Here is a 22,182-nt window from a genome sequence, read left to right on the forward strand (position 1 = left end):
TAGTGTATCTACTAAATATAGAAGTCCCGGACAATCGTCCGGGACTTTCTTTTTAGACCTTTTTTGGTCACTTCCTCTATAACAAATTATTCCTTCACCACCTTCTTTGCCACTATTTTCTTCCCATCCCTGAACAACACACAATTATATACCCCTGCCGGCAAATCCTCTACCCAAACGCTCTCCAGCTGATTCTGCAATAATTTTCTCAATACCAACCGTCCACTCATATCATACACCTGCAATTGCATACCATACAACTCCTTACCTAAAACAGATAATGTACTATGCACCGGGTTGGGAAAGAACAGATATTCTTTGTCATTCAGTAAATAGACAGATACAGGATCTGAATAAATGATCTTCCCATCATCGGTTACCAGTTTTACCCTGTAATACACCAATCCTTTTGTCGTATGTTCATCCAGGTAAGTATAATCAACTCCTGCAATCAACTGATCAGATATATCAACATAATCACTGCCTGCTAACCGTTGCCAATATAAATGTTGCAGTTTATAGGCTGTTCCCAGGTTAAGCGACAAAGTCACGGTCCCATCCGCATTCAGGTCTGCCAACAGATTTCTGACATAACATCCGGTACCCTGTATGGTGTAATTCGTTCCGTAACTCTTTAATCCGGTCCATCCATCTTTATGCACAGGGCTGACTGCGAAATAAGGAGAACCTCCGCTTACTGCAAGGAAAGTATCTGTAGGTAAAGCATAAGGACTGAGGTACTGTTCTCCCAGATGATATACTTCGTAAGCTGAAGCATCCTGCACGGAAGACCAGTAAATGAAAGCGCTGTCCCCGCAATTATATCCTGTTTGCAGGGTAAGACGGGGGGAAAGATAAAAGGGTTCACTGATGAACGAGGTATCCGGCAGGGTAAACTTTAGCAATGCAGCGCTGAACAGAGATGGTACAGTCCAGTAATAAAGCCCGTTTTCAGCCCCGACAGACGATATTAACGGCTTCCAGGTAATACCACTGTCGATACTGTAGGAAAGATCGCCTTTGCCTGTTATATTGCTTTGCCAGCGAAAGGGGAGAGGCGTGTTCCCGCCGGCATACAATACTTCATGGTCTCCGGGATTCAGCCATTCAAAATGATGGGAAGGCGTCCATTGATATACGACGTAAAAAGTCTGTTCCGCAACAGGGTTGTGCACATGAATCTGCAAATCCCCGGCCACAGGATGATCAATTGTCACCTGCTCTATATTATTCAGGCTGTCCCGTCCGCGTTTTGCCGCTGCCCCCAGTGAATCCATGGAAGGGGCTGCACTTAGTACCCATGGCGCAAAAGTCTGGCCCGCAGCATCTGTAACAGACAGATCGAGGTCATTCACTAAAGCTTTGGACGCATTCACTGCCGCTGGCGGATCATTCCAGCAAAGCGTTACCTGTAATTGTTCCATTCCTGCCGGAACGTGTATGGTAAATTGCTGCGGACCACTGCCTTTCATAAACTGTGCTGCAGATAGTGTATTCAGTGCGTCCAGTGCATGTAAGCTACCGTATCCGCTTTTATAACTTAAAGGAATATGGTCCACTTTTACAGCGCTGTTAATCAGTAATGCTTTTACCAGTGCAGCAGAAGGAGCAACGCCATATTTTTGCTTATAGGCATCCTGCAAAAGAGCTGCCACACCACTTGTAATTGCTGACGCACCTGAGGTCCCGTCAATTCCGAATGCCACCAGCTCTGGTTTTACCCGTCCATCGTAAGCAGGGCCCCGTGAACTTAATGAAACAACATGTAAGGAATCGTCAGTACCACCTGCTACAAGTACATTTTTTGCCTGCTTAAATGTGCCGGAAAGATTGGCATATCCGTTTATGCCCTGGTAAATGCCGCTGGAATCAGTATTGGAACCTATGTTCCCCGAAGAAAAAACATGTAGCAGTGTATCCGTGTTATACACCTGCTCATCATATGCGACTGCTTCCAGTCCGTAGTAATTTTCTACCCCTGTACCATAGGAGTGATTTTGTATAGTGATATCAAATTGCTTAAAATAATCCGGATCTTCCGGCATCAGGCTTGTATTAAAATCGGCAGAGGTGAACAGCACCTGCGGAGCAGCACCTAAACTCTTTGTGCCTGTATTGCCGGCACCGCCGATCATCGTAGCCATAATAGTAGCATGAGAAGAGCGTTGTGTAGCAGCGAAGGGAGATGGGATATAACGTCCTGTGAAATCAATATCTGTCGTATCCAATAAATCTTCTTTTAATGATACGGTGATGTTTTTACCTCTTACAGAAGGATATTTTTGTTGTGCTGTATTTACTGCATTGGCAGCAGGATCAGCATTGTTGATCAGTATTTCTGTATGTGCTTTTCGGATACCATCTAAAAAAAGTATATCCGGTTGCGTTATAAAATTATCCCAGTCTTTTTTCTGCACACTTACACGCAATACGGCGCCTGACCGGGATATTACCCGGCAATAATTTAAGGAAGGATTGCGTACACCAGCCAGTACTACAATACTATCAGACAGAGCCAGTTGTTGTAACAATAACGCACTTGCTTTCCAGTTGTTATTTGCAGGATAGTTATATACAACTTTGCGTTGTAACGATGTGTCAAAATCAACCCGGCTTAAAATATAATGAAATGGACTCAGCGTTTTTATTACGCCATAATTTTTCACTGCATTACCGGGATATACGCTGAATTTTACCAGATAATAACGCAGCGGACCACCCGTACGTGCTGCGGTATCAGCAACTGCGTACCTTAGTGAAATACTGTCTGGTGGCTGTACTTGCCTTGCTGATATATTTTGCCATAATAAAAGTGAGAACAAAACAAGGATTGTTTTCATAAAGATTTTGGGTTGACATATTTTGCTTTTAAATCTACAATTTTTTTTTTGGTATCCGGGAAAGTTGTAATATTGATTAGAGCAACTGAAATCTAAACGTCGAGTATTTGACCCGAAGAGAAATCTTACAAACTGGTAATGGCCAACCAGTACTAAACCTTAAACATAAATTTTTGAGAACCCGGTAATGACACAGTACTGGCACTATTACTGTCCGTCATACACAGCACTATTAAAATCATGAGCAATAATTGTCAGCGTTAGCTGTATTTACTGATGAATAATGTCCATACGTCGGCATCGCCGCCGTGTATTTGCATTTATTTTCAGCTTATCAGCTAATAATATCCTCTTTTCTTGAAACCCAAATCTAAAAATGTATGCGCAAACAAACATTCACAGCCTTGTTTTGCCTCATAGCAGGCATTTCTGTCGTTACCTTTTACTCTTGCCAGAAAGAGAAAGTAGCAAAAACTCCTGAGCAAACTACTGCTATTCCACAAGCAGTTTTAAACCAGATTGCCAGCCTCGGATTCAGTACTGCTGATGTACACACCTTCGGTGATGATTACCTGGTAGAAGGTGATATCCGTCTGTCCAAAGAAGATCTTAAGAAAAGCTTCAGTGGTCCGGTGCTGCGTGTTGCAGATGCTGAACAGTACAGAACTACAAACCTGGTAACAGGCCTGCCACGTACTATTACTATCAAAGTAGCGAGCAGTCTGGGTGCAGCTTTCGTATCAGGTACAGACCTTGCTATTTCACGCTATAATGCACTGGGACTGAGCATCACGCTGCAGCGTATCACCAGCGGTACAGCAAACATTACGATCTCCGGGTTTAACCAGGGACCAAGTGGTGGTTTCATTACTTTAGGTTCTTCAGGATTCCCTACAAGCTCTGGTAATCCTTACAACTCTATTCAGATGAACACAAATGCTGCTGCTTATGGTAGCAACCCTGACGTTAACTATGTAGGTTCTGTAATTCAGCACGAATTGGGACATTGCTTCGGCTTCCGTCACACAGATTATTACAACCGTGCTATCAGCTGCGGTGGTTCTACTTCAAACGAAGGTAGTGCCGGTGTAGGTGCTATCCTTATTCCGGGTACGCCATCTACAGCAACAAATGCCGCAAATTCATTCATGCTGGCATGTTCTAACGGAGGAAACCGTACGTTCAATTCTAACGATATAGTTGCCCTGAACTATTTGTATTAGTAGATAAGATCCCTTATTGGCTGATGCATGAGCAAATGGTCGATAGTCTTCGGACTATCGGCTATTCCCATTTAATCTGCTTTACATTCGTACACTACAGAACTACATCTGTCCACATCTTTCAGTCCTCTTCTGTAAGAAGCCAGACCATGTAAGAATCCGGGTATCAGGCGACTGCGTCCTGTTTTGTATTTCTCACTCAGCAGGCTCACATAAAAACCATCAAACACCATCGGGTGTTTTTTAACAATGCGGATTTTGTGCTGTTTTAATAACTGCTCCATAGAAGAAGGGGAGAAGTGATAGAGGTGACGGGGTACATCATATGCCGCCCAGTAGGCGCCATAATGTTCCGCATCGGGAGAAGTATAATTGGGTACTGCTATCAGTAAAGTACCTTCCGGTTTCAGTAAAACACGGATCTGTTGTAAATATTCATTCAGTCCATGTACATGTTCCAGCACATGCCACATGGTAATTGCATCATATTTTTGTGCCGGTAAGCGGAATAATTCCGAAGATGGCAAAGGTTCTATGCCGTACAATGTCTTTGCATTATGGCGTGCATTGTCATCCGGTTCCAGCCCCGTAATTTCCCATCCTGCCAGTTTCATATAATGAAGGAAGGCTCCTGTACCACATCCGATATCCAGTAAATTACCCTGCTTAAGACCTGTACCGGCCTTCACCCAGTTTTGTTTGGAACGTAAAGTGATCTTCCTTACGCTATGGTATAAACGGTTTATTAATCCTTTACGTGTTTCAGAATGCGAAATGTATTCCGCCGACTGATAATAACGTCCTATTTCCTGGTTGTTAGGAACATTCTGTGTAAAACGTCCGCTGCAATGTCCGCAATGAAATATGTCAAAGGATTCCAGGGATACGGTGTAATCCTTCGCAGTCAGTACCTTGTGTATATTGGACGACCCGCATATCGGGCAAGTGTTATGGTAGATAAAAGACATGGCCTAAAAATAATACGAATTTTAATACTATCAAGAATGTTCGTACGTATACCTGATACTTTCTCACATGACATTCGTCATATTTTCTATCTGTGTTCTCCCCATACTTTCCGTAAAGTATCCGCAATTTCACCCAGTGTACAATAGTTTTCTACTGCTTCCACCACAACAGGCATCAGGTTCTCCGTAGTATGTGCCGCATTTTCCAGCCGTTGTAAAATGGTCTGTACCATCTGATTATCTCTTCTTTTTCTCAGCAACCGGAGCTTTTCTGTCTGTACCTGCCTGATACTGTCATCTACCCTGAATAACTCAGGAGCCACTTCTTCCGGCACCACAAATTTATTCACCCCCACGATCACCTTCTTGCCATTCTCCACATCTTTCTGGTACTGATAGGCGCTTCGTGCAATCTCATCCTGCACAAACCCCTGTTCAATGGCACTCACCGCCCCACCCATTGCATCTATCCGGTTAATCAGTTCCCAGGCTTTGCTTTCTACCTCATTCGTCAGCGCTTCTACGTAATAAGACCCTGCCAGCGGGTCTACGGTATCCGCAATACCACTCTCATACCCCACGATCTGCTGTGTACGCAGCGCTATACGGGCCGCTGCTTCTGTAGGCAGGGATAATGCTTCGTCATATCCGTTGGTATGCAGGGACTGTGTTCCGCCCAGTGTGGCGGCCAGTGTCTGCACAGCTACCCTTACGATATTATTATGCGGTTGCTGGGCCGTTAATGTGCTGCCCCCTGTTTGTGTATGGAAACGCATCATCTGTGCTTTTGGGTCTGTAGCCCCCAGAGATTGGGTGATATAGGCCCACATACGGCGGGCAGCCCTGAACTTTGCCACCTCTTCAAAAAGATGGTTATGTGCATTGAAGAAGAAGGATAAGCGACGTGCAAATACATTAATGTCCAGTCCTTTTTCCTGGGCAGCTATTAAATAGGCTTTTCCGTTAGAGAGAGTAAAGGCCAGCTCCTGTACAGCATTGGCACCCGCTTCGCGTATATGATAACCGGATATAGAGATCGTATTCCATTTAGGCACTTCCCTGCTGCAATAATCAAAAATGTCGGTAATCAGCCGCATGGAAGGTTTCGGAGGATAGATGAAAGTGCCGCGGGCAGCATATTCTTTCAGGATATCATTCTGTATCGTCCCTGAAATCTTTTTCAGGTCAGCTCCCTGCCTTTTTGCCAGTGCGATATAAAACGCCAGTAATATGAACCCTGTCGCATTAATGGTCATGGACGTTGTAATCTCTTCCAGGTTAATTCCCTGGAATAACCGTTCCATATCTTCCAGGGAATCTATAGCCACACCTACTTTTCCCACTTCTCCTTCGGACATTGCATGATCAGAATCGTACCCTATTTGCGTAGGCAGGTCAAATGCCACACTCAGTCCGCTTACACCCTGGCTTAACAGATAATGATACCGCTGATTAGAAGCCTCTGCTGTGCTAAAACCCGCATACTGACGCATCGTCCACAGTTTGTCGCGATACATGGAAGCATGTACACCACGGGTAAATGGAAACTCCCCCGGTAGCTCGTTCATCGGAACAGGCTGGGTATATACAGGCTTTATCGTGATACCGGCATCTGTTTTGATAATATTTTCCATAATTTAACGCTTAGTGGAATAATGAAGTAGCAGCAATGTTACATAATTATTACGTTATAGCTGTATCGGGTAAATAATTGATAATTTGCAGAAGATTTTTTAGAAAAGCCATGTTCATTTACGGATTGTTATTGCTCACATTCGCCCTGGCCCTGTTAAGCCTTTTCCAGTTATTTATCGCCGGTGGGATCCTTTTGAAGGATAGCTGGAGCCGCCTGCTGCTGGCTCTTTCACTGGGTGTATTTATCTACTTGTACGGTACCTGGGTGTACCTCACTATACATGCGAAATTTGCGTTCGGTATCTGTTTCCTGATCTTTCTCCTGTGGTCGTTCTTCCGTAAAAAGAAACCCGCCAGGAAACCGCGGACCTTGAAAACCAGCGCCAATCTTCTACTATCGGCTTTGCTGATCACATTAAGTGTATTGTATTTTACCGGTACTACAGGCAAGGCAAAGACGATAGAACTCTCTTTCCCGCTCAGAACAGGGCGTTATTTTGTTTTACAGGGGGGCAAGGGGTTGCCCACCAATCTGTTTCACTACAGCCTGCGTGGCGCTATTTACGCGATGGACATTGTGAAACTAAAGCCTAATGGCAGCAGGGCGAATGCTATTTTCAGCAAGCGCCTGGAAGACTACGAAATCTTTGGTGATACGCTTTACAGCCCTTGTAATGGCCGTGTGGTAAAGGCTTATGGTGATAACCCGGATAATATCCCGCCTGATATGAGCCGCGGGCCGCAGAACACTAACCAGGTATTGATCGAGACCGACTCCAGCTTTGTATTCCTAGCCCATTTGAAGAAAGGAAGTGTTATTGTAAAGCAGGGCGATATTGTAACCTATGGTCAGCCATTGGGTTGCGTAGGTAATTCCGGTTTTAGCTCAGAACCCCATCTGCATATACAGGCGCATGTGAAAACACCGGGAGTACCCTGGTTTCAGTCGCCTCCACTGTATATTCATTTCAATAATAAAGGATACTTATTGTACGAAGTAATAAGGCCAAAGAGAGTGATAATGATCAACAAAAAGTAATCAGAATAATTTCTTTGCTTCTGCATTTAATATCTGTGAAGTCAGTTCAGAAGGAGAGTTCTCCGCCTGTAAAAACACTTCCAGAATTTGTTTATTCAGATCCATGGCAGTGGCTTCTTCCGGCAATTGACTAGCCACCTGGTTAATAATGGTAATCGTTTGTTCTTTCAGTGTTTTAACCGCTTCCCAGGCAATAGGGGAGACGTAAATCTGTTGGGCAACATTATGATCAAACTCCGCTTTAATTGTCTGTATAAGGCCAATCTGCATATCTGTAGCAGAGAGCCCCTGCTGGAATATCCGGCCGATCAGGTTCTGCAGGTTAATACGTTCCACCAGCAGTACCAGGCGCTCATAGGCTTGTAGCTGAAAAGGGAGTACAGATTTGTCCGTACTGCGTGGCGCTTCCGGAGCAACAGTCTCTTCTTTTGGTTTGAACAAATCTTTTACAGCCATATACAGCACTGTTAAAACACCAATGGCCAATAACAGGTAAAGCAATGTTTGAGCAGAAGGAAGCGTCATGTAGTTCTATTATTTACAGATGCAAATATATATAAATCAATTAATATGCTGCTACCGGGCATATGTTAAAAGAAATAAAAAAAGCTCCCGGAGGAGCTTTTTACAATATAGATGGTGTTATCTGTTTATACTAATTGTCCCAATCCTTTCGCCAGTCTCCTGATGCCTTCCTGCAGCTTTTCTCTTGAAGCCGCGTAAGACATCCTGATACAGTCGGGCTGTTCAAACGCCGAACCTGTTACCAGTGATACATTCGCCTTGTGTAAGAGATACATGCAAAGGTCATCTGCATTATTAATCACTTCTCCTTCAAAAGACTTACCAAAGAAGGCACTCACGTCCGGGAACATATAAAATGCGCCATCCGGTTCTATCAGCTTCAATCCCGGGATAACCCTTAAAAGGTCGTATACCAGTCTGCGTCTTTCCCTGAACTCTGCTACCATGGTATGTGCGGTACTCAGATCTCCTGTCAGCGCAGTCACAGCTGCCCTTTGTGTGATAGAACAGGTAGCAGAAGTAAACTGGCTCTGTATATTCTCCGCAGCTTTGGCAACCGCTTTAGGCGCGGCTAAATAGCCAAGTCTCCAGCCGGTCATAGCAAAACCTTTACTCAGACCGTTGATAATGATCGTGCGTTCCTGCATTCCTTCAAACTGTGCAATGCTCTCATGTTTGCCTACGTAGTTAATGTACTCGTAGATCTCATCTGCCATGATGTAAATGCCGGGATAGCGTGCAAATACGTCCGCCAGTGCTTTCAGCTCCTCTTTGGAATATACGGACCCTGTAGGGTTACAGGGAGAAGAGAACATGAACAGCTTTGTCTTTGGCGTAATAGCCGCTTCCAGTTGTGCAGGCGTGATTTTATATTTATTCTCTATACTGCATGGGACAAATACCACTTCGCCCTGGCAGAGCTTCACTAATTCGGAGTAGGTTACCCAGTAGGGGGTAGGGATGATCACTTCATCGCCCGGGTTGATGACACTTAACACGGTGTTCGCAATACTCTGCTTCGCACCGGTAGATACTATAATCTGTTCAGACGTGTATTCCAGTCCGTTATCGCGCTGTAATTTCTTCACTACTGCCTGACGCAGGTCCGCATAACCTGCCACCGGTGTATAATGCGTAAATCCTTCATCAATAGCTTTTTTTGCGGCCTCCCGGATGTGCACAGGGGTATCAAAGTCAGGTTCTCCTATACTCAGGTCTACAATGTCTATCCCCTGGGCCTTCAGCTCACGGCTTAATTTGGCCATTTTAATCGTTTGTGGCTCGGATATCCTCGACAGCCTTTCTGCTAATTCCAATTGCTTCGTCATAATAAAAGTTTTATTGGGTTAACTGGAGACAAACGTACAATAAATTTGGAATCGAAATGTAAACATTTGCAGAAAGCTAAATAGGAGAAAATGAAGAAGGGATAACGAAATACTCCGTTATCCCTTCTCTTATATTTTGATAAACAACTTAATAAAGACTCTGTATATAACCTACTACGGGTTTCAGCGGACCAACACTGTCCTTCATCCCTGCCAGGAAAAGTGTATAAGTATACCCGCCACGCAGCGTAGCAGTATTCAGGGTAGCCAGGGCAAGTTTAGAACCGGCGGCCGTTACCTTAATGGTACTGGCAGAGGAAATACCGGACAGTGATTTAAACAGTGTACTTACGCTGGTGTTGCCTACATAAGTAAGGTTACTGTCTACTTTTGTATCTGACAGGTACAGGTCCACTGCGCCCGAATTAGGGCTCAGGTTGAAGAACCTGATATTTACATTGGTACTGGATATGCCGGTAAAATCGTCATGGATTGGTTTAACATAAGCCGCAGATGAATCTCCGTAAGTTACCAACGTATAATACTGCAATGAGTCATACGCGTACGTGGAAGTAGCCCATACTGTTGATGTAGTTGTCTTCATAAAGTCGAACTTGTGAACACCGCCATAAGCCTGGTAATTTATACCGGCAAAGCCCATAGACATCGCAGAACCTGTCGCTTTAGTACCATTATCATAAAAGTCTACAGCAACGCTGCTTACAATGCCATTAATAGCGGCAAATGCTGCCACTGGCCTGGAAGGGGTTGTATCAACGGATTTCAAGCACGCGGTAAATCCGGTTCCGATTACCACAAGGGCTGCTATTGCCCATAAACGATTTGTTTTTGTTGCCATTACGCTCTCTTTAAATTAGTATTTGATGTTGATTATTTGCTATAATTCATTTTAAACCGGGATAAATCCGGCAGATGTTCTTTCTTGCGTTGCAGTTCGTACTGGTAAATGATGGTACCTAATCTTTTCATAAAGGGTTCGCCTGTTGTCTCAAACTGATAATGTTCATCACTGAGGATCCCATCGCTGTTTACATATATAGTGGCTGATAACATAAATTCTACCTTATTGTCAAAATCAACGATGTAGGCTGCATCTGTTAAAAACCCATATGCCCAGCCGGGTTTATTGAATATTCTGATATCGGTTGCTTCGTTTTGCTGCTTTTCTCCGCCAAACAACAGGAATTTCACATAATTATGGTGATACTCTGCCGTATCATAAGAAGGATAGACAGATTCTTCCGGTTGCATTGACATCCAATGATATAAAAATTGATAGTCGCTTTCCCTTAAACGGAAACGTTGAGTTTTTGTTACAGCCTCCGGAAAAATTATACTCCTTAGCATCTGATGAAGGTCTGCCAGCGGTATCCTGTTTTTCATAGAAGCATCCATCGGACTATTCACAAGTACATGCTGGTCATTATAATAAGCGCTGCCCATCTGATCGTGCCGGGGGGAGAAGGCCATTGAACTGTAAAGGGCTGGTTGCTGGTACAACAGCTGCCCGTCTTTGCGGAAGGAAACAGCATTGGTATGCCGGTTTCCCTCTGTTGATATCCCGCCGAGACCAACCCTGTGCCGGATCTGTGTATTGGGGTAACCCTTTGCCCAGAGGCTTTTGTTAAAAGATTCCTGGCCTATAAACTCATACAGCCGGTTAAAAGCATCGTTATCACTCACCAGCAGAATCTTTTTAATATAATGAGCTACGGATGGAAGTCCGTTCTCCGCGGAACTATCTGATGTTACCGCCGGGGTGATATCAGGCAAGCTATCCGTAAACATAGGCGTATTCCTGTCAATATGCAGATCATTGAGTTTTTCCAGGGCCAGGGCAACAGCCGGTAGTTTCACTGTGGACGCGGGGTAGAAGTATTCTGAGGTATCCGCCCGGAAGGAGTAATCATGGAAATGCGGGCGGTTTTGAGCATCTCTGTCTATCCGGGTATAGATGATCTGTACCCGGTATCTGGCGGTATCATTATATATAGGCGTAAATTCCTGTAAATGAGCTCTTAAAAGAGTATCTAAAAAAGAGTTTGAAGGAGGATAATTGGTGGATTGCATAAATTTATTAGTATTGCAGGCTGCAAGGAATAGAATCAACCAAAAAAAATGGCAAAAACGCATAACTTAAGGATTAATTATAAAAAGAAAAGTAAGATTAAGTGTTGATAATCATCATTTTCTACCTTTTTTCTTTTCTATGTTCGTACGGCTTTAATATATCAATTTAAATTCTATCTTTGCAACTCTTAAAAATTTTTTATAAACCCGAAACAATATGCAACTTAAAGGACTGGTTAGATTTTTTGCCGGTGCATTGATCCTTATCTCTGTGTATTATTTGTCTTTCACGTTTTTGGTTCGCAACTACGAGAAGAAAGTAGATGCGCAAGCCTTGAACGACATCAGTAGAGCATTTCCCAGTGCCGAACAGAAATATCCCGGCAATAAGGAGCTGCAGGCTTTTTACCAGGATTCTCTGACTGATCTGATAAAAGTCAGAAGACAGAGACTGTTAGATAGCACCAGCAACAAACAGATAGCGGGTTTCCCATGGTATGTTTCCTATACCAAGGCAAAGGAAAGAGAACTGAACCTCGGACTTGATCTCCAGGGTGGTATGAACGTAGTACTGGATGTTAGTGTGGAGGATGTAATCCGTTCTCTGAGTGGACAGTCCAAGGATCCGGCTTTCAACAAAGCGCTGGAACTGGCAATTCAACGTAAAAAGAACAGCCAGTCTGATTTTGTAACATTGTTCGGACAAGCATACGAAGAAGTACAGCCTGAGGGTCGTCTGGCTTCTATCTTCGCTAACGCTTACCAGAAGGATATTAATTTCAACAGCAGTAACTCGCAGGTATTGACCATCATTCGCCGTGAGGCAAGTGCTGCCATCAAAAATACCTACCTGGTACTGCAGAAACGTATAGATAAGTTCGGGGTTGCTTCTCCAAACATCAGTCTGGACGAAAACAAAGGCATCATCTCCGTGGAGCTGGCCGGCGTTGACAACCCTGAGCGTGTAAGAAGATACCTGCAGGCAACTGCAAACCTCGAATTCCGCGAAGTGTACAGGAATGGTCAGGATTTCGTGACCAACGTCCTGCAGCCTATGAACGAGGCTGTAAAGAACTCACTCAGCGGTAAAAAAGCAATAGACTCTACTAAAAAGGATACCGCTGCTGTTGCTAAAGCTGCAGCCGATACTTCTAAAACCGGTAGCCTTGCTTCTTACCTGTCTAAAGACTCCGGTAAAGCAAAGAGCGCTGCTGATTCTGCCAAAACAAAGGCAGATATGGAAAAAGAAGCAATCGCGGCTAACCCGCTGTTTGCTATCCTGCATCCTTATATTACACAGGACGGTCGTATCATCCCTAGTTCTACTGTAGGTATGATCTCTCCGGCGGATACAGCTACCTTCAAACAGTACCTGCAGTTACCAGCCGTAAAGAACATCTTACCTAAAGACCTGGTATTTGCGTACGGTCCTGAAAACAAAGAAGACAAGCACGGTCCGCTGGAAGTGTTCGCACTGAAAATAAACCCTGCTAACCCTACCCCACGTGTGGGCGGTGAAAGCGTGGTAGATGCAAGGCAGGACTTCGACCAGAACGGTAGCCCTGAAATCAGCATGACGATGGACGCCGTTGGTGCAAGGGAATGGAAAAAGCTGACCGGGGAACTGGCGCCTTCCAATCCTGAAGACCGTTCTACTTTTAACTACGTAGCAGTTGTGCTGGATAGCATCGTTTATTCCGCACCATCTATATTAAATGAAATAGCCGGTGGCCGTTCCTCTATCACGGGTTCCTTTACCCTGGAAGAAGCGAAAGACCTTGCCAACATCCTGAAATCCGGTAAAATGCCGGCTCCTGCCAAAATTGTCCAGGAAATGGTTGTTGGACCAACCCTCGGTGCTGAATCCATCGCCGCTGGTGCTAAATCATTCATGATCTCTTTCGTTGTTATCTTCGTCCTGATGCTGGTGTACTACAACAGCGCAGGTTGGGTAGCTAACATTGCACTGATCCTGAACTTACTGTTCACTTTCGGTATCCTTGCATCCCTCGGTGCAACACTGACAATGCCTGGTATCGCCGGTCTGGTATTGACCATCGGTATGGCAGTGGATACGAACGTAATCATATTCGAACGTATCAAGGATGAACTGGCCCGCGGTAAATCTTACCAGCAGGCAGTAGAGGACGGTTACAAGAAGTCGTATGCGCCTATCCTGGATGGTCACATCACTTCCCTGTTAACTGCCTGTATCCTGTTCTACTTCGGTCTTGGTCCTGTTCTGGGCTTTGCTACCACACAGATCATCGGTTTGCTGCTGTCCCTGTTCTGTGGTATCATGGTTTCCCGTATCGTTACCGACTACTGGACAAACAAGAAAAGACACTTCGAATACTTCACGCCGATCTCCCGTAAGATCTTCAAACATGCTTCTTTCGACTTCGTAGGAAAGAGAAAGTATGCATACGTGATCTCTACAGTGATGATCCTGTTAGGCGCATCTTCCTTCTTCCACGGTTTCCGTCACGGTGTTGACTTCGACGGTGGCCGTAACTACACTGTCCGCTTCGAGCAGCCAATGAAAACAGAAGAAGTACGTGCTGACCTGGAGAAAATATACGGCTCCGAACCGTATGTGAAAACAATCGGTAACACCAACCAGCTCAACATCACTACTAACTATAAGATTGATGAACAGAGCCTGGCCGTGGATAAGGAAGTGACTGAGAAACTGTACCAGGGACTGAAGAAATTCTATGATCCTTCAGTTACCTATGAAGTATTCTCTAACCGTTATATTGTTGCCTCTCAGACAGTATCACCAACCATCTCGGACGACTTACGTGCGGGTGCGGTGAAAGCGACCATATTATCCCTGGTGGTAATCTTCCTGTACATCCTGCTGCGTTTCAGCAAATGGCAATATTCAGTGGGTACTATCTTCTCCCTGTTGCATGACGTAATGGTAACCCTGGCCGTATTCTCATACTGCCGCGATATCGTACCATTTGCACTGGAAGTTGACCAGCACTTCATTGCGGCTATACTAACGGTAATAGGGTTCTCGATGAACGATACCGTGATTGTATTTGACCGTATCCGTGAATACTTCCGCACCGGAACATTCAAGGGTGAAAGCAGAGACTTCGTGATCAACAAAGCCATCAACGCTACCTTAAGCCGTACCGTAATGACTTCCCTCACAGTGTTCCTGACTATCCTGATCCTGTTCATCTTCGGTGGTGAAGTAACCCGCGGATTCGCCTTCGCAATGCTGATAGGTGTGGTAACCGGTACTTACTCTTCCATCTTCGTGGCAGCTCCGGTACTGGTAGACTTTGACAGGAAGAACAAACTCTCTGACGAAAGCGAAGCGATCGTTGCGAAAGTTGTATCTGAACCTGCTACCGCTAAGAAGTAAGACTATCTTAAAATGTTTGATACAGAAAAGCCCCGGGATCATCCCGGGGCTTTTTTATTGGTGTCAGTATCAGATTATCTGTTACCCATAAAAAAACCGGCGCTATAAACGCCGGTCCTTTCATAAAATATACTGAATGCTTAATCCTTCATCAATATCTTAATCAGCTTCTTGTCCGGATTCCCATCATCATCTACTATTCCGAAAGCCCCTTTATAATCCCATAATGTCCAGGCGATCCCGTTTTTCTCAAAGGCATTCCTCATATCCCTGAACCATCGCAATCTGTCTTTACGGGGAACAGTATTTAAACATCCAAACTCTCCACAGTAAAGGCTTAGTTTCATTTTCTTCGCTGCTTTCACTGCTATATCCATCTGATTCATTATTACATCTTCATCGTATTCCTGTGTACTGCCTGCCAGAAGATTTCGTATAGTAGCAGGTTGTTCATTCAGTTCGTTTGGTGTAATAGTAGCGCCCGGGTAATGAATAGGCCCGCTATAATCTTTGTGGCGGGTCCAGCTGGCCTGGTAATGCGTAAAATAGAAAGGATTGTAGTAGTGGAAGCTGAGGATGACACGCCTTTCGCCGGTTGGTATTTTTAACTGAGGCAAAGTGCTGTAAGACTCAAACTGGTTGCTACCGGCGATAATCACACGGTTGGGCTCCAATTGGCGGATCAGCTGAATGCCTTGTGCCAGAAGATCGTTCCATTGCTGGGCGCTGTCAGCTACCGGTTCATTGAGCAGTTCGTAGGCTACCTGGCTTACCGGATATTTCTTTAACTCAGCACTCAGCTCGCGCCATACCTGCAGGAAACGTTCCCGGGCGGCATCACGGTCCCAGAGGGGCTGGTCTTTCGCATTAAAATCATGACTGCGCAGGGTATGCAGGTCTACAATGGCCCGCAGGTGATATTGTTTACACCATTCCAGCGTTTTATGTAAGAGGGTAAAAGCATCCTTGAACTTCTCGTCTTTATAGTCCCAGAGTTCCGCCTCGTCAACAGGAATACGGATATGATCGAAACCACTTTCCGCAATAAAGGCCATATCTTTTTCCGTAAAATATTCTGATTGGGAAATACCCCGGCGCCCTCCTGTCTGGGATAACCAGTGACTGAGATTCACACCACGCTGAATATTAAACCCTTCCGGTTTCTGCTGCTGTGGAGGTTGTGCTAACGCAGCAGTATATGCAAAAAGGAAAACGGCAAGAATGGTTCTGGATAACATAATTCAAATTTCGTAAATAACTTAATGAGGCCAAAAAACTTAGCTGAAAAGGAAAGCCACATCTTCCTCTGTCAGCTTTTTCACAAAACCGGTATCCTCACTGATCAGATCATCCGCAATCATTTTCTTCCGCTGTTGTAAAGCCAGTATCTTTTCTTCCACACTATCCTTACAAATCATCTTATAAGCAAAAACCGGGTTCTGCTGGCCTATACGATGCGTACGGTCAATCGCCTGCTGCTCTGCCGCCGGATTCCACCAGGGATCTACAAGATATACATAATCGGCCGCAGTGAGCGTAAGCCCCACGCCTCCGGCTTTTAAGCTGATCAGGAACACCCGCACGCTTTCATCCTCCTGGAACTGCTTCACCAGCTGCTGGCGGGTCTCCGCTTTCGTTCCCCCATCCAGGTAGAGGAAAGGCAGGCCAGTAGCTTCCATCGACCGTGAAATCAGTTGCAGCATTCCCGTGAACTGGGAAAACACCAGTACTTTATGTGCCCCCGTATTTTCTGTAATCTCCCGCATCAGCTCATCCAGCTTCACTGAACTCTTGATAGAAGCCTCAGCCTCTATAAGTTGAGGGGCATTACACACCTGGCGTAAACGCGTCAGACCTTCCAATACATAAATCGTGCTGGAAGCCATCCCGTCTTCTTTAATACGGTTTAAGAGTTTCTCTTTGTAGAAATCGCGGATACGGTTATACGCCTGGCGTTGCTCATCGCCCATTTCACACCACATAATGATCTCTGTTTTATCGGGGAGATCTTTCGCAATTTGTTCCTTGGTACGGCGTAATAAAAAGGGATAGATCAGCCGGCGTAACTGGCCCGCCTTCTCTGCATCTGCAAATTTATCAATAGGCTGCGCAAACTCGGAACGGAAGAAGGCCTGGTTCCCCAGCAGGCCCGGGTTCGCAAAGTTCATCTGCGCATAGAGGTCCATTGTATTATTCTGAATAGGTGTACCACTTAGTATCAGGCGGTTACGGCTTTGCAGGTCCTGCAATGCCCGTGTAGTCTGGGAAGAAGGGTTTTTGATCACCTGGCTCTCATCCAGTACTACATATCCAAAAACATGTGCACTAAATGTTTCAATATCGCTGCGTACTGTGCCATAACTGGTAATGATGAGCTGTTTCCCGCGCCAGAGATCTGCATCATACTGCCGGTTTGCGCCGTGATACACGGCATAGTGTAAACCGGGGGCGAACTTCTGTAATTCACTCTCCCAGTTATAAATCAATGAAGTAGGACAAATGACCAGGTGTGTTTCACCAGGATATTTCTCTGTAAGGTGTTGTAAGAAAGTAATGGTCTGTAAGGTTTTACCCAAACCCATATCATCCGCCAGGCATCCGCCCCAGCGCATCGCATCCAGTAAACACATCCACTCAAAGCCTGCCTGCTGATAGTTACGCAGTTGTGCCTGGATAGCAGGAGGGATAGGGAAGTGCTGGGAAGACTGGGCCTGCAGTTGTTGCAGTTTTGTCATGGTATCCACAGGGGTGTCCTGGGCTTCCAGCATTTCCTGCGCAATGGTGAAGTGCAGCCTGGAGAGCCTTAGTTTATCCTTCTGGATCTGCCCCAGTTTCCATAGCAGGTCATACTTATGGAGCCACTCTTCCGGGATCACCCCGATAGTACCGTCTTTTAATAACAGGTGAGGTTGTTTATGCTGTAATGCTTTTTGTATATCAGTAAGGGGAACGGAGATATCCCCGTAATGCACTTTTATTTCCAGGTCGAACCAGTCTTTATCATCCCCATGCCAGCGGACATCCATTACCGGTACATGTGTATTGTAGCGGAAGTGCCGGAGCTGGTCCATCCCATATACCCCAATATTGCGGTCTGTCAGTTTACGGTAGCATTTCACTAACCACTGGCTCTTTTCAGCATCCGCAAAAGGCAGGTAAAAGTATCCGTTTTGTTGTTGGGCGAATCGCGCATGCAGGGAACGGATAAAGGTGGTTACTTCCTTCTCGGCCTCCATATCTCTTTTTATCTCATATTGCGTATTCCCTTCGGTACGTATTACGACCGGGGGGCCACCCGCTTCTAAGGTAAAGTTGCCATACTGCCATTGTGGGGTAAGCACTAAAAAAGCTTTGTTCAGTTCACTTAACCATATATTACACACAGGCTCTGCTTCCACAAGGGCCTTTTCCATCAGTATACTCTTATTCACCGGATAAGTAGCACTCAACGGTTCAATAAGATGCAGCAAAATATCACCTTCCTGGTCAGCCGGTATATCCATGAATCCACCTGGTAGGTTTTCCAGGATATCCACGGTTGATGGTGGCAGGATAAATAACTCACCCCGGCTGCGTAGAACAAACCCATAGTGTTCAAAGTCGGAGAGGGGATAGGCCTGCCCGTTGACAGTCATGGTACCGGTAAGTCGCAAAACACCCGCATCTGTTCTTACCAGATCAAAGGATAACTGGGGAGGGAAGTTATTCACTACGGCAGGGCGTGTATGTTTCAGCAGCATACTGTCGTCTGTGATCATGGTATACCAGGGGAGCACAGGCGTTAAGGAGCGTAGTTGCTGCAAGGTATTGTACAGGTAAAGCTGCATGCCTTCCTGGATATACTGTTGTAGCGTCTGCGATTTTACAGGGTTATCCCGGAACTTTTCCTTCAGTTGAAGCTCTTTATATACCATGGCTTCCTGTGTGCAGGGTTGCAGCAGGTATTGTACATTAGGAGGCAGGGTATTAAAAATGGACAATGATTTCTTATCATTGAGCGGCATACGCTGACAGGTACGCCCGCCGGCATCTTCCTTCAATAATCCTGCACTGATCTTTACCGGGGTAGGGTGATTGGTCTGTAACTCTAAAAGTAACACCGGTACCGCTTTCCCGGAATTAATGGTTTTACCCATAGATTGATATTAATTGTTGATGCAAAGCCAGCACCTGGGGTATAACCATTTGCTGCTCATCATTATGGATCACATAATCGCATAACCGCATCTTGATATTGTCGTCTATCTGTTTGTTAATACGTGCCAGCACTTCTTCACGGGTTACATGGTCGCGTTTCATTACGCGCGCTATACGCATGGTTTGAGGAGCAGACACACCGATAATTTTATCCAGGTATTGAAAGGAACCGGATTCAAACAGGAGAGCAGCTTCTTTGATCACATATGGACTGGTTTGCCTGTTGGCCCATTCGTCGCTATGCCTGATGGTAGCGGGGTGTACGATGGAATTCAGCAGTTCCAGTTTGTCTTTATCATTAAACACGATTTTGCCCAGTGCTGCCCGGTCCAGTTTCCCGTCCGGCCCATAGATATCTGCTCCGAAATGCTCTTTTACAGCTTTTTTCAGGGCTTCATCTGTTTGCATGATCTCTTTGGCGGCGGTATCTGCATAATATACCGGGATGCCCAGTAATTCGAAGATCCGGGAGACGGTGCTTTTACCCGAACCAATACCTCCTGTGATACCTACTTTTAACATACGGCTGCAAATTCAAAAAAAAATCCCAAACTCCGCACGGGAATTTGGGACGCGCAATCTGTAGACTGCAATTATTTTGTAGCTGTTTCAGCTGCTTTCTGCTGAGCTGAAGTATATTCCATACTGATAGCAGAACGTTCCATGGTAAAGAATGTACCCGGACTAACTTCTATCTGTAATGTATTGTTATCGTAAATCTTTTTCACTTTACCGTGAATACCTGCAATGGTAACTACTTTATCACCTTCACGCAGGTTGTTGATAAAATCTTTCTGCAGTTTTGCTTTTTTAGTCTGAGGGCGAATCATAAATAACCACATTACCACTATCATACCCCCGAAAAATAATAAAGACATAGCGGATCCACCACCGCCGGCACCTGCAGTTGGCATCAATAAAACGCCCAGATTGTTCATGTACATTGTATTAGTTTGTATTTGTTGTTTTGTATGTTTACTGCTTGATCACAGTACATTGTATTTTAGGTCCCTGTACTACCGGCGGATTCGTATTCGCTTTGATCGTAATTTCCTTTTCAGTGAAGCCTTCTTTGCCGGCACTGTTGAATACTACTTTCATATAAGCGCTTTTTCCGGGTCTTACAGGCTCTTTAGGCCAGTCAGGTACAGTACAGCCGCAACTGGAACTTGCATCCGTAATCAGCAGGTCTCTGTCACCGGTATTGGTGAATTTGAATGAGTATTCCACCTTCTCTCCCTGCGTAACGTTCCCAAAGTTATGAACCGGTTCATCAAAAGAGATTTTCGCAGTACCTTTTGTGGTATCTGTAGCAGCAGTATGCTGATCGCCTTTACTGTTATTTGAGCCGCAAGCACCCATAAACAGGCTGCCGCAGGCAAGTATAAAGAATAGCTTTTTCATGTTTATAGATGCATTAACCTCAAAAATAACTATTTTTTTGTACGGTCAACCTTCTTTATCTGATCAGATGCATCAAGATCTTTCAATATATTATCCAGGATACCATTCACAAACTGCCCGCTCTGAGGGGTGCTGTATGCCTTGGCCAGGTCTATATACTCATTGATTGTCACCTTGGTAGGAATGGTAGGGAAGTAGAGAAATTCACATACGCCCATTTCCATCAGCAGCATGTCTACCGCAGCGATACGTTCCGGGTCCCAGTTCTGTAATTTAGGCTTTATCAGTTCCAGGCAGTAATCTTTCTTATCAAGTACGGTCAGCAGCAGTTCTTTTGCATAGTCCAGCTTTTCCTTACTGATAAGCTGCAGGAAGTTGAAGAGGTGAGGCTTATGCATATAGTTGGCGATCAGGAGGGTCATCATCTCCTCATCGTCACCCCAGTGCAGGAAGCTGTCTTCCATATGCTGCAGGAACAATTCGCTTTTTGACAGGATCTCTTTATACAGGAATTCGATGATTTCCTTTTCCGCCACTTTCGTACGGGCAGGGTCTTGTATGTAAGTCTTGTACGTATCAGATGCTGCCAGCTCATTATACAGTTTCCGCAACATATCCGGCTCGGGCAGGAATTTGAGCTTCCACTGTTCCAGGTTTACCTGGAAGCCTTTATCATTAATAATCTGGAAAATGAATTCGTTGCCTGCGATTTTTGTGTTCACCCGCAGATCTGCAGCAGAAGGGAGGTGCTTGGATGCTCTTGCCTGGGAATCTGTCTCAGCGTACTGAGCCACCTGCGTCAGGCAATAGAGTAAATAAGTAAAGATCTGACTGGTCTGGTCCAGCTTCTCATTCAACAGGCTGGTTGCCGCACCTGGCTTTATTGTACCTGGCTCCATCGTTTCCAGGGCATAAAGGGTTTGCATGACCTTAACCCGGATATTTCTTCTACTAATCATCTTATAATCAAGAACTGTATGAGGCCGCAAAGCTAGGGAAAAAAACTGAACTCCAAACTTTCCGCTGCCGGTACATATTGTTTTAACAAAGCTATTAAATGTCTGTGTCAGGTTTTGTCTGAAAAAATGGCATTTTTGTCAGTGAGCATAAGAAAGCTATATTTGATAACTGAAAATTTGACCCGAAAAATGCCTTGGCACAATTATCGAGGGCCTCAGTGCATAATACTCAACTTACCTTTTTAAAAAGTATAATTATATGGCAAAAGATTTAAGTATTAAACCCTTGGCTGACAGGGTGATCGTGAAACCCGCAGCTGCTGAAGAGAAAACTGCTGGTGGTATCATCATCCCCGATACTGCAAAAGAAAAACCACAGAGAGGTACTGTAGTTGCTGCAGGTCCTGGTAAAAAAGACGAACCGGTAACCGTTAAAGTGGGCGATACTGTATTATACGGCAAGTACTCAGGTACCGAGATCAGTATCGAAGGTGATGATTACTTAATCATGCGTGAATCTGACATTTTAGCAATTGTTTAATTAAACAGGCTGAACCCAAAGAATCTTAAAATCGTTAAAAATCACAAGCT

The 22,182-nt window shown here is 44.9% G+C and carries 17 protein-coding genes; 4 read left to right on the plus strand and 13 right to left on the minus strand.

Annotated features, from left to right (window positions below; translation table 11 throughout):
- Positions 1-86 precede the first annotated feature (86 nt).
- On the minus strand, positions 87-2,840 hold the full coding sequence (locus GO495_RS04990) for a S8 family peptidase (protein ID WP_157298573.1): 2,754 nt from the start codon (positions 2,838-2,840) through the stop codon (positions 87-89).
- A 380-nt stretch (positions 2,841-3,220) separates the two neighbouring features.
- Here GO495_RS04990 and GO495_RS04995 point away from each other — a divergent pair, with 380 nt between their 5' ends.
- Positions 3,221-4,063 (plus strand): M57 family metalloprotease, encoded by an 843-nt coding sequence (locus tag GO495_RS04995; RefSeq protein ID WP_157298574.1) that lies wholly within the window; start codon positions 3,221-3,223, stop codon positions 4,061-4,063.
- Positions 4,064-4,134: 71 nt separating this feature from the next.
- On the opposite strand, the gene GO495_RS05000 is transcribed toward GO495_RS04995, so the two are convergent.
- Together GO495_RS05000 and GO495_RS05005 are read right to left on the minus strand one after the other, a co-directional pair.
- The gene (locus GO495_RS05000; RefSeq protein WP_157298575.1) at positions 4,135-5,031 is read right to left on the minus strand and encodes a class I SAM-dependent methyltransferase; all 897 of its coding nucleotides are present in this window, start codon (positions 5,029-5,031) and stop codon (positions 4,135-4,137) included.
- Between the two features lie 86 nt (positions 5,032-5,117).
- Entirely contained in the window at positions 5,118-6,665 is a 1,548-nt protein-coding gene (locus tag GO495_RS05005; RefSeq protein ID WP_157298576.1) for an acyl-CoA mutase large subunit family protein, read from the minus strand.
- Between the two features lie 110 nt (positions 6,666-6,775).
- On the opposite strand from GO495_RS05005, the gene GO495_RS05010 reads away from it, so the two are divergent.
- Positions 6,776-7,705: a M23 family metallopeptidase gene (locus GO495_RS05010; protein ID WP_157298577.1), complete on the plus strand. Its 930-nt coding sequence runs from the start codon at positions 6,776-6,778 to the stop codon at positions 7,703-7,705.
- Here the strand turns inward: GO495_RS05010 and GO495_RS05015 are convergent, their stop codons facing one another.
- The 4 genes from GO495_RS05015 to GO495_RS05030 form a co-directional block, all read right to left on the minus strand.
- Positions 7,706-8,230 carry a DUF7935 family protein gene (locus GO495_RS05015; protein WP_157298578.1) on the minus strand — a complete coding sequence of 175 codons (525 nt, stop codon included), beginning with the start codon at positions 8,228-8,230 and terminating at the stop codon, positions 7,706-7,708. It lies immediately after the preceding gene.
- 125 nt (positions 8,231-8,355) lie between these two features.
- Entirely contained in the window at positions 8,356-9,558 is a 1,203-nt protein-coding gene (locus GO495_RS05020; RefSeq protein WP_157298579.1) for a pyridoxal phosphate-dependent aminotransferase, read from the minus strand.
- 148 nt (positions 9,559-9,706) lie between these two features.
- Complete coding sequence (locus tag GO495_RS05025; RefSeq protein ID WP_157298580.1) at positions 9,707-10,417, minus strand: DUF4397 domain-containing protein; 711 nt, start codon at positions 10,415-10,417, stop codon at positions 9,707-9,709.
- A 32-nt stretch (positions 10,418-10,449) separates the two neighbouring features.
- On the minus strand, positions 10,450-11,649 hold the full coding sequence (locus GO495_RS05030; RefSeq protein ID WP_205691201.1) for a serine hydrolase: 1,200 nt from the start codon (positions 11,647-11,649) through the stop codon (positions 10,450-10,452).
- Positions 11,650-11,866: 217 nt separating this feature from the next.
- Here GO495_RS05030 and secDF point away from each other — a divergent pair, with 217 nt between their 5' ends.
- Entirely contained in the window at positions 11,867-15,031 is a 3,165-nt protein-coding gene (gene secDF, locus GO495_RS05035) for a protein translocase subunit SecDF (RefSeq protein ID WP_157298582.1), read from the plus strand.
- A 140-nt stretch (positions 15,032-15,171) separates the two neighbouring features.
- On the opposite strand, the gene GO495_RS05040 is transcribed toward secDF, so the two are convergent.
- From GO495_RS05040 to nusB, 6 genes are all read right to left on the minus strand, one after another.
- Positions 15,172-16,269, minus strand: coding sequence for a glycoside hydrolase family 5 protein (locus tag GO495_RS05040; protein WP_157298583.1), 1,098 nt, complete (start codon positions 16,267-16,269; stop codon positions 15,172-15,174).
- 39 nt (positions 16,270-16,308) lie between these two features.
- Complete coding sequence (locus GO495_RS05045) at positions 16,309-19,167, minus strand: DEAD/DEAH box helicase (protein WP_157298584.1); 2,859 nt, start codon at positions 19,165-19,167, stop codon at positions 16,309-16,311.
- The gene (gene coaE, locus GO495_RS05050) at positions 19,160-19,750 is read right to left on the minus strand and encodes a dephospho-CoA kinase (RefSeq protein WP_157298585.1); all 591 of its coding nucleotides are present in this window, start codon (positions 19,748-19,750) and stop codon (positions 19,160-19,162) included. Before coaE ends, GO495_RS05045 begins: the two co-directional genes overlap by 8 nt.
- A gap of 71 nt (positions 19,751-19,821) precedes the next feature.
- A complete protein-coding gene (gene yajC / locus GO495_RS05055; RefSeq protein ID WP_089778321.1) occupies positions 19,822-20,172 on the minus strand; it encodes a preprotein translocase subunit YajC in 351 nt (116 codons plus the stop codon).
- Positions 20,173-20,203: 31 nt separating this feature from the next.
- Positions 20,204-20,632 (minus strand): DUF1573 domain-containing protein, encoded by a 429-nt coding sequence (locus tag GO495_RS05060; RefSeq protein ID WP_205691202.1) that lies wholly within the window; start codon positions 20,630-20,632, stop codon positions 20,204-20,206.
- Between the two features lie 29 nt (positions 20,633-20,661).
- Positions 20,662-21,558, minus strand: a complete 897-nt coding sequence (nusB, locus tag GO495_RS05065) for a transcription antitermination factor NusB (RefSeq protein ID WP_240915152.1) — start codon at positions 21,556-21,558, stop codon at positions 20,662-20,664.
- 292 nt (positions 21,559-21,850) lie between these two features.
- Here nusB and GO495_RS05070 point away from each other — a divergent pair, with 292 nt between their 5' ends.
- Positions 21,851-22,132: a co-chaperone GroES gene (locus GO495_RS05070; protein WP_089778315.1), complete on the plus strand. Its 282-nt coding sequence runs from the start codon at positions 21,851-21,853 to the stop codon at positions 22,130-22,132.
- Positions 22,133-22,182 lie beyond the last annotated feature (50 nt).

It is taken from the genome of Chitinophaga oryziterrae, from assembly GCF_009758125.1.
Lineage (GTDB): Bacteria > Bacteroidota > Bacteroidia > Chitinophagales > Chitinophagaceae > Chitinophaga > Chitinophaga oryziterrae.

Coding starts and splice junctions, on each gene's coding strand:
- coaE (WP_157298585.1), bottom strand. CDS start 19,750: ATGTTAAAAGTAGGTATCACAGGAGGTATTGGTTCGGGTAAAAGCACC.
- GO495_RS05045 (WP_157298584.1), bottom strand. CDS start 19,167: ATGGGTAAAACCATTAATTCCGGGAAAGCGGTACCGGTGTTACTTTTA.
- GO495_RS05070 (WP_089778315.1), top strand. CDS start 21,851: ATGGCAAAAGATTTAAGTATTAAACCCTTGGCTGACAGGGTGATCGTG.
- GO495_RS05060 (WP_205691202.1), bottom strand. CDS start 20,632: ATGAAAAAGCTATTCTTTATACTTGCCTGCGGCAGCCTGTTTATGGGT.
- GO495_RS05025 (WP_157298580.1), bottom strand. CDS start 10,417: ATGGCAACAAAAACAAATCGTTTATGGGCAATAGCAGCCCTTGTGGTA.
- GO495_RS05005 (WP_157298576.1), bottom strand. CDS start 6,665: ATGGAAAATATTATCAAAACAGATGCCGGTATCACGATAAAGCCTGTA.
- GO495_RS05020 (WP_157298579.1), bottom strand. CDS start 9,558: ATGACGAAGCAATTGGAATTAGCAGAAAGGCTGTCGAGGATATCCGAG.
- GO495_RS05015 (WP_157298578.1), bottom strand. CDS start 8,230: ATGACGCTTCCTTCTGCTCAAACATTGCTTTACCTGTTATTGGCCATT.
- GO495_RS05030 (WP_205691201.1), bottom strand. CDS start 11,649: ATGCAATCCACCAATTATCCTCCTTCAAACTCTTTTTTAGATACTCTT.
- nusB (WP_240915152.1), bottom strand. CDS start 21,558: ATGCAAACCCTTTATGCCCTGGAAACGATGGAGCCAGGTACAATAAAG.
- yajC (WP_089778321.1), bottom strand. CDS start 20,172: ATGTACATGAACAATCTGGGCGTTTTATTGATGCCAACTGCAGGTGCC.
- GO495_RS05040 (WP_157298583.1), bottom strand. CDS start 16,269: ATGTTATCCAGAACCATTCTTGCCGTTTTCCTTTTTGCATATACTGCT.
- secDF (WP_157298582.1), top strand. CDS start 11,867: ATGCAACTTAAAGGACTGGTTAGATTTTTTGCCGGTGCATTGATCCTT.
- GO495_RS05000 (WP_157298575.1), bottom strand. CDS start 5,031: ATGTCTTTTATCTACCATAACACTTGCCCGATATGCGGGTCGTCCAAT.
- GO495_RS05010 (WP_157298577.1), top strand. CDS start 6,776: ATGTTCATTTACGGATTGTTATTGCTCACATTCGCCCTGGCCCTGTTA.
- GO495_RS04990 (WP_157298573.1), bottom strand. CDS start 2,840: ATGAAAACAATCCTTGTTTTGTTCTCACTTTTATTATGGCAAAATATA.
- GO495_RS04995 (WP_157298574.1), top strand. CDS start 3,221: ATGCGCAAACAAACATTCACAGCCTTGTTTTGCCTCATAGCAGGCATT.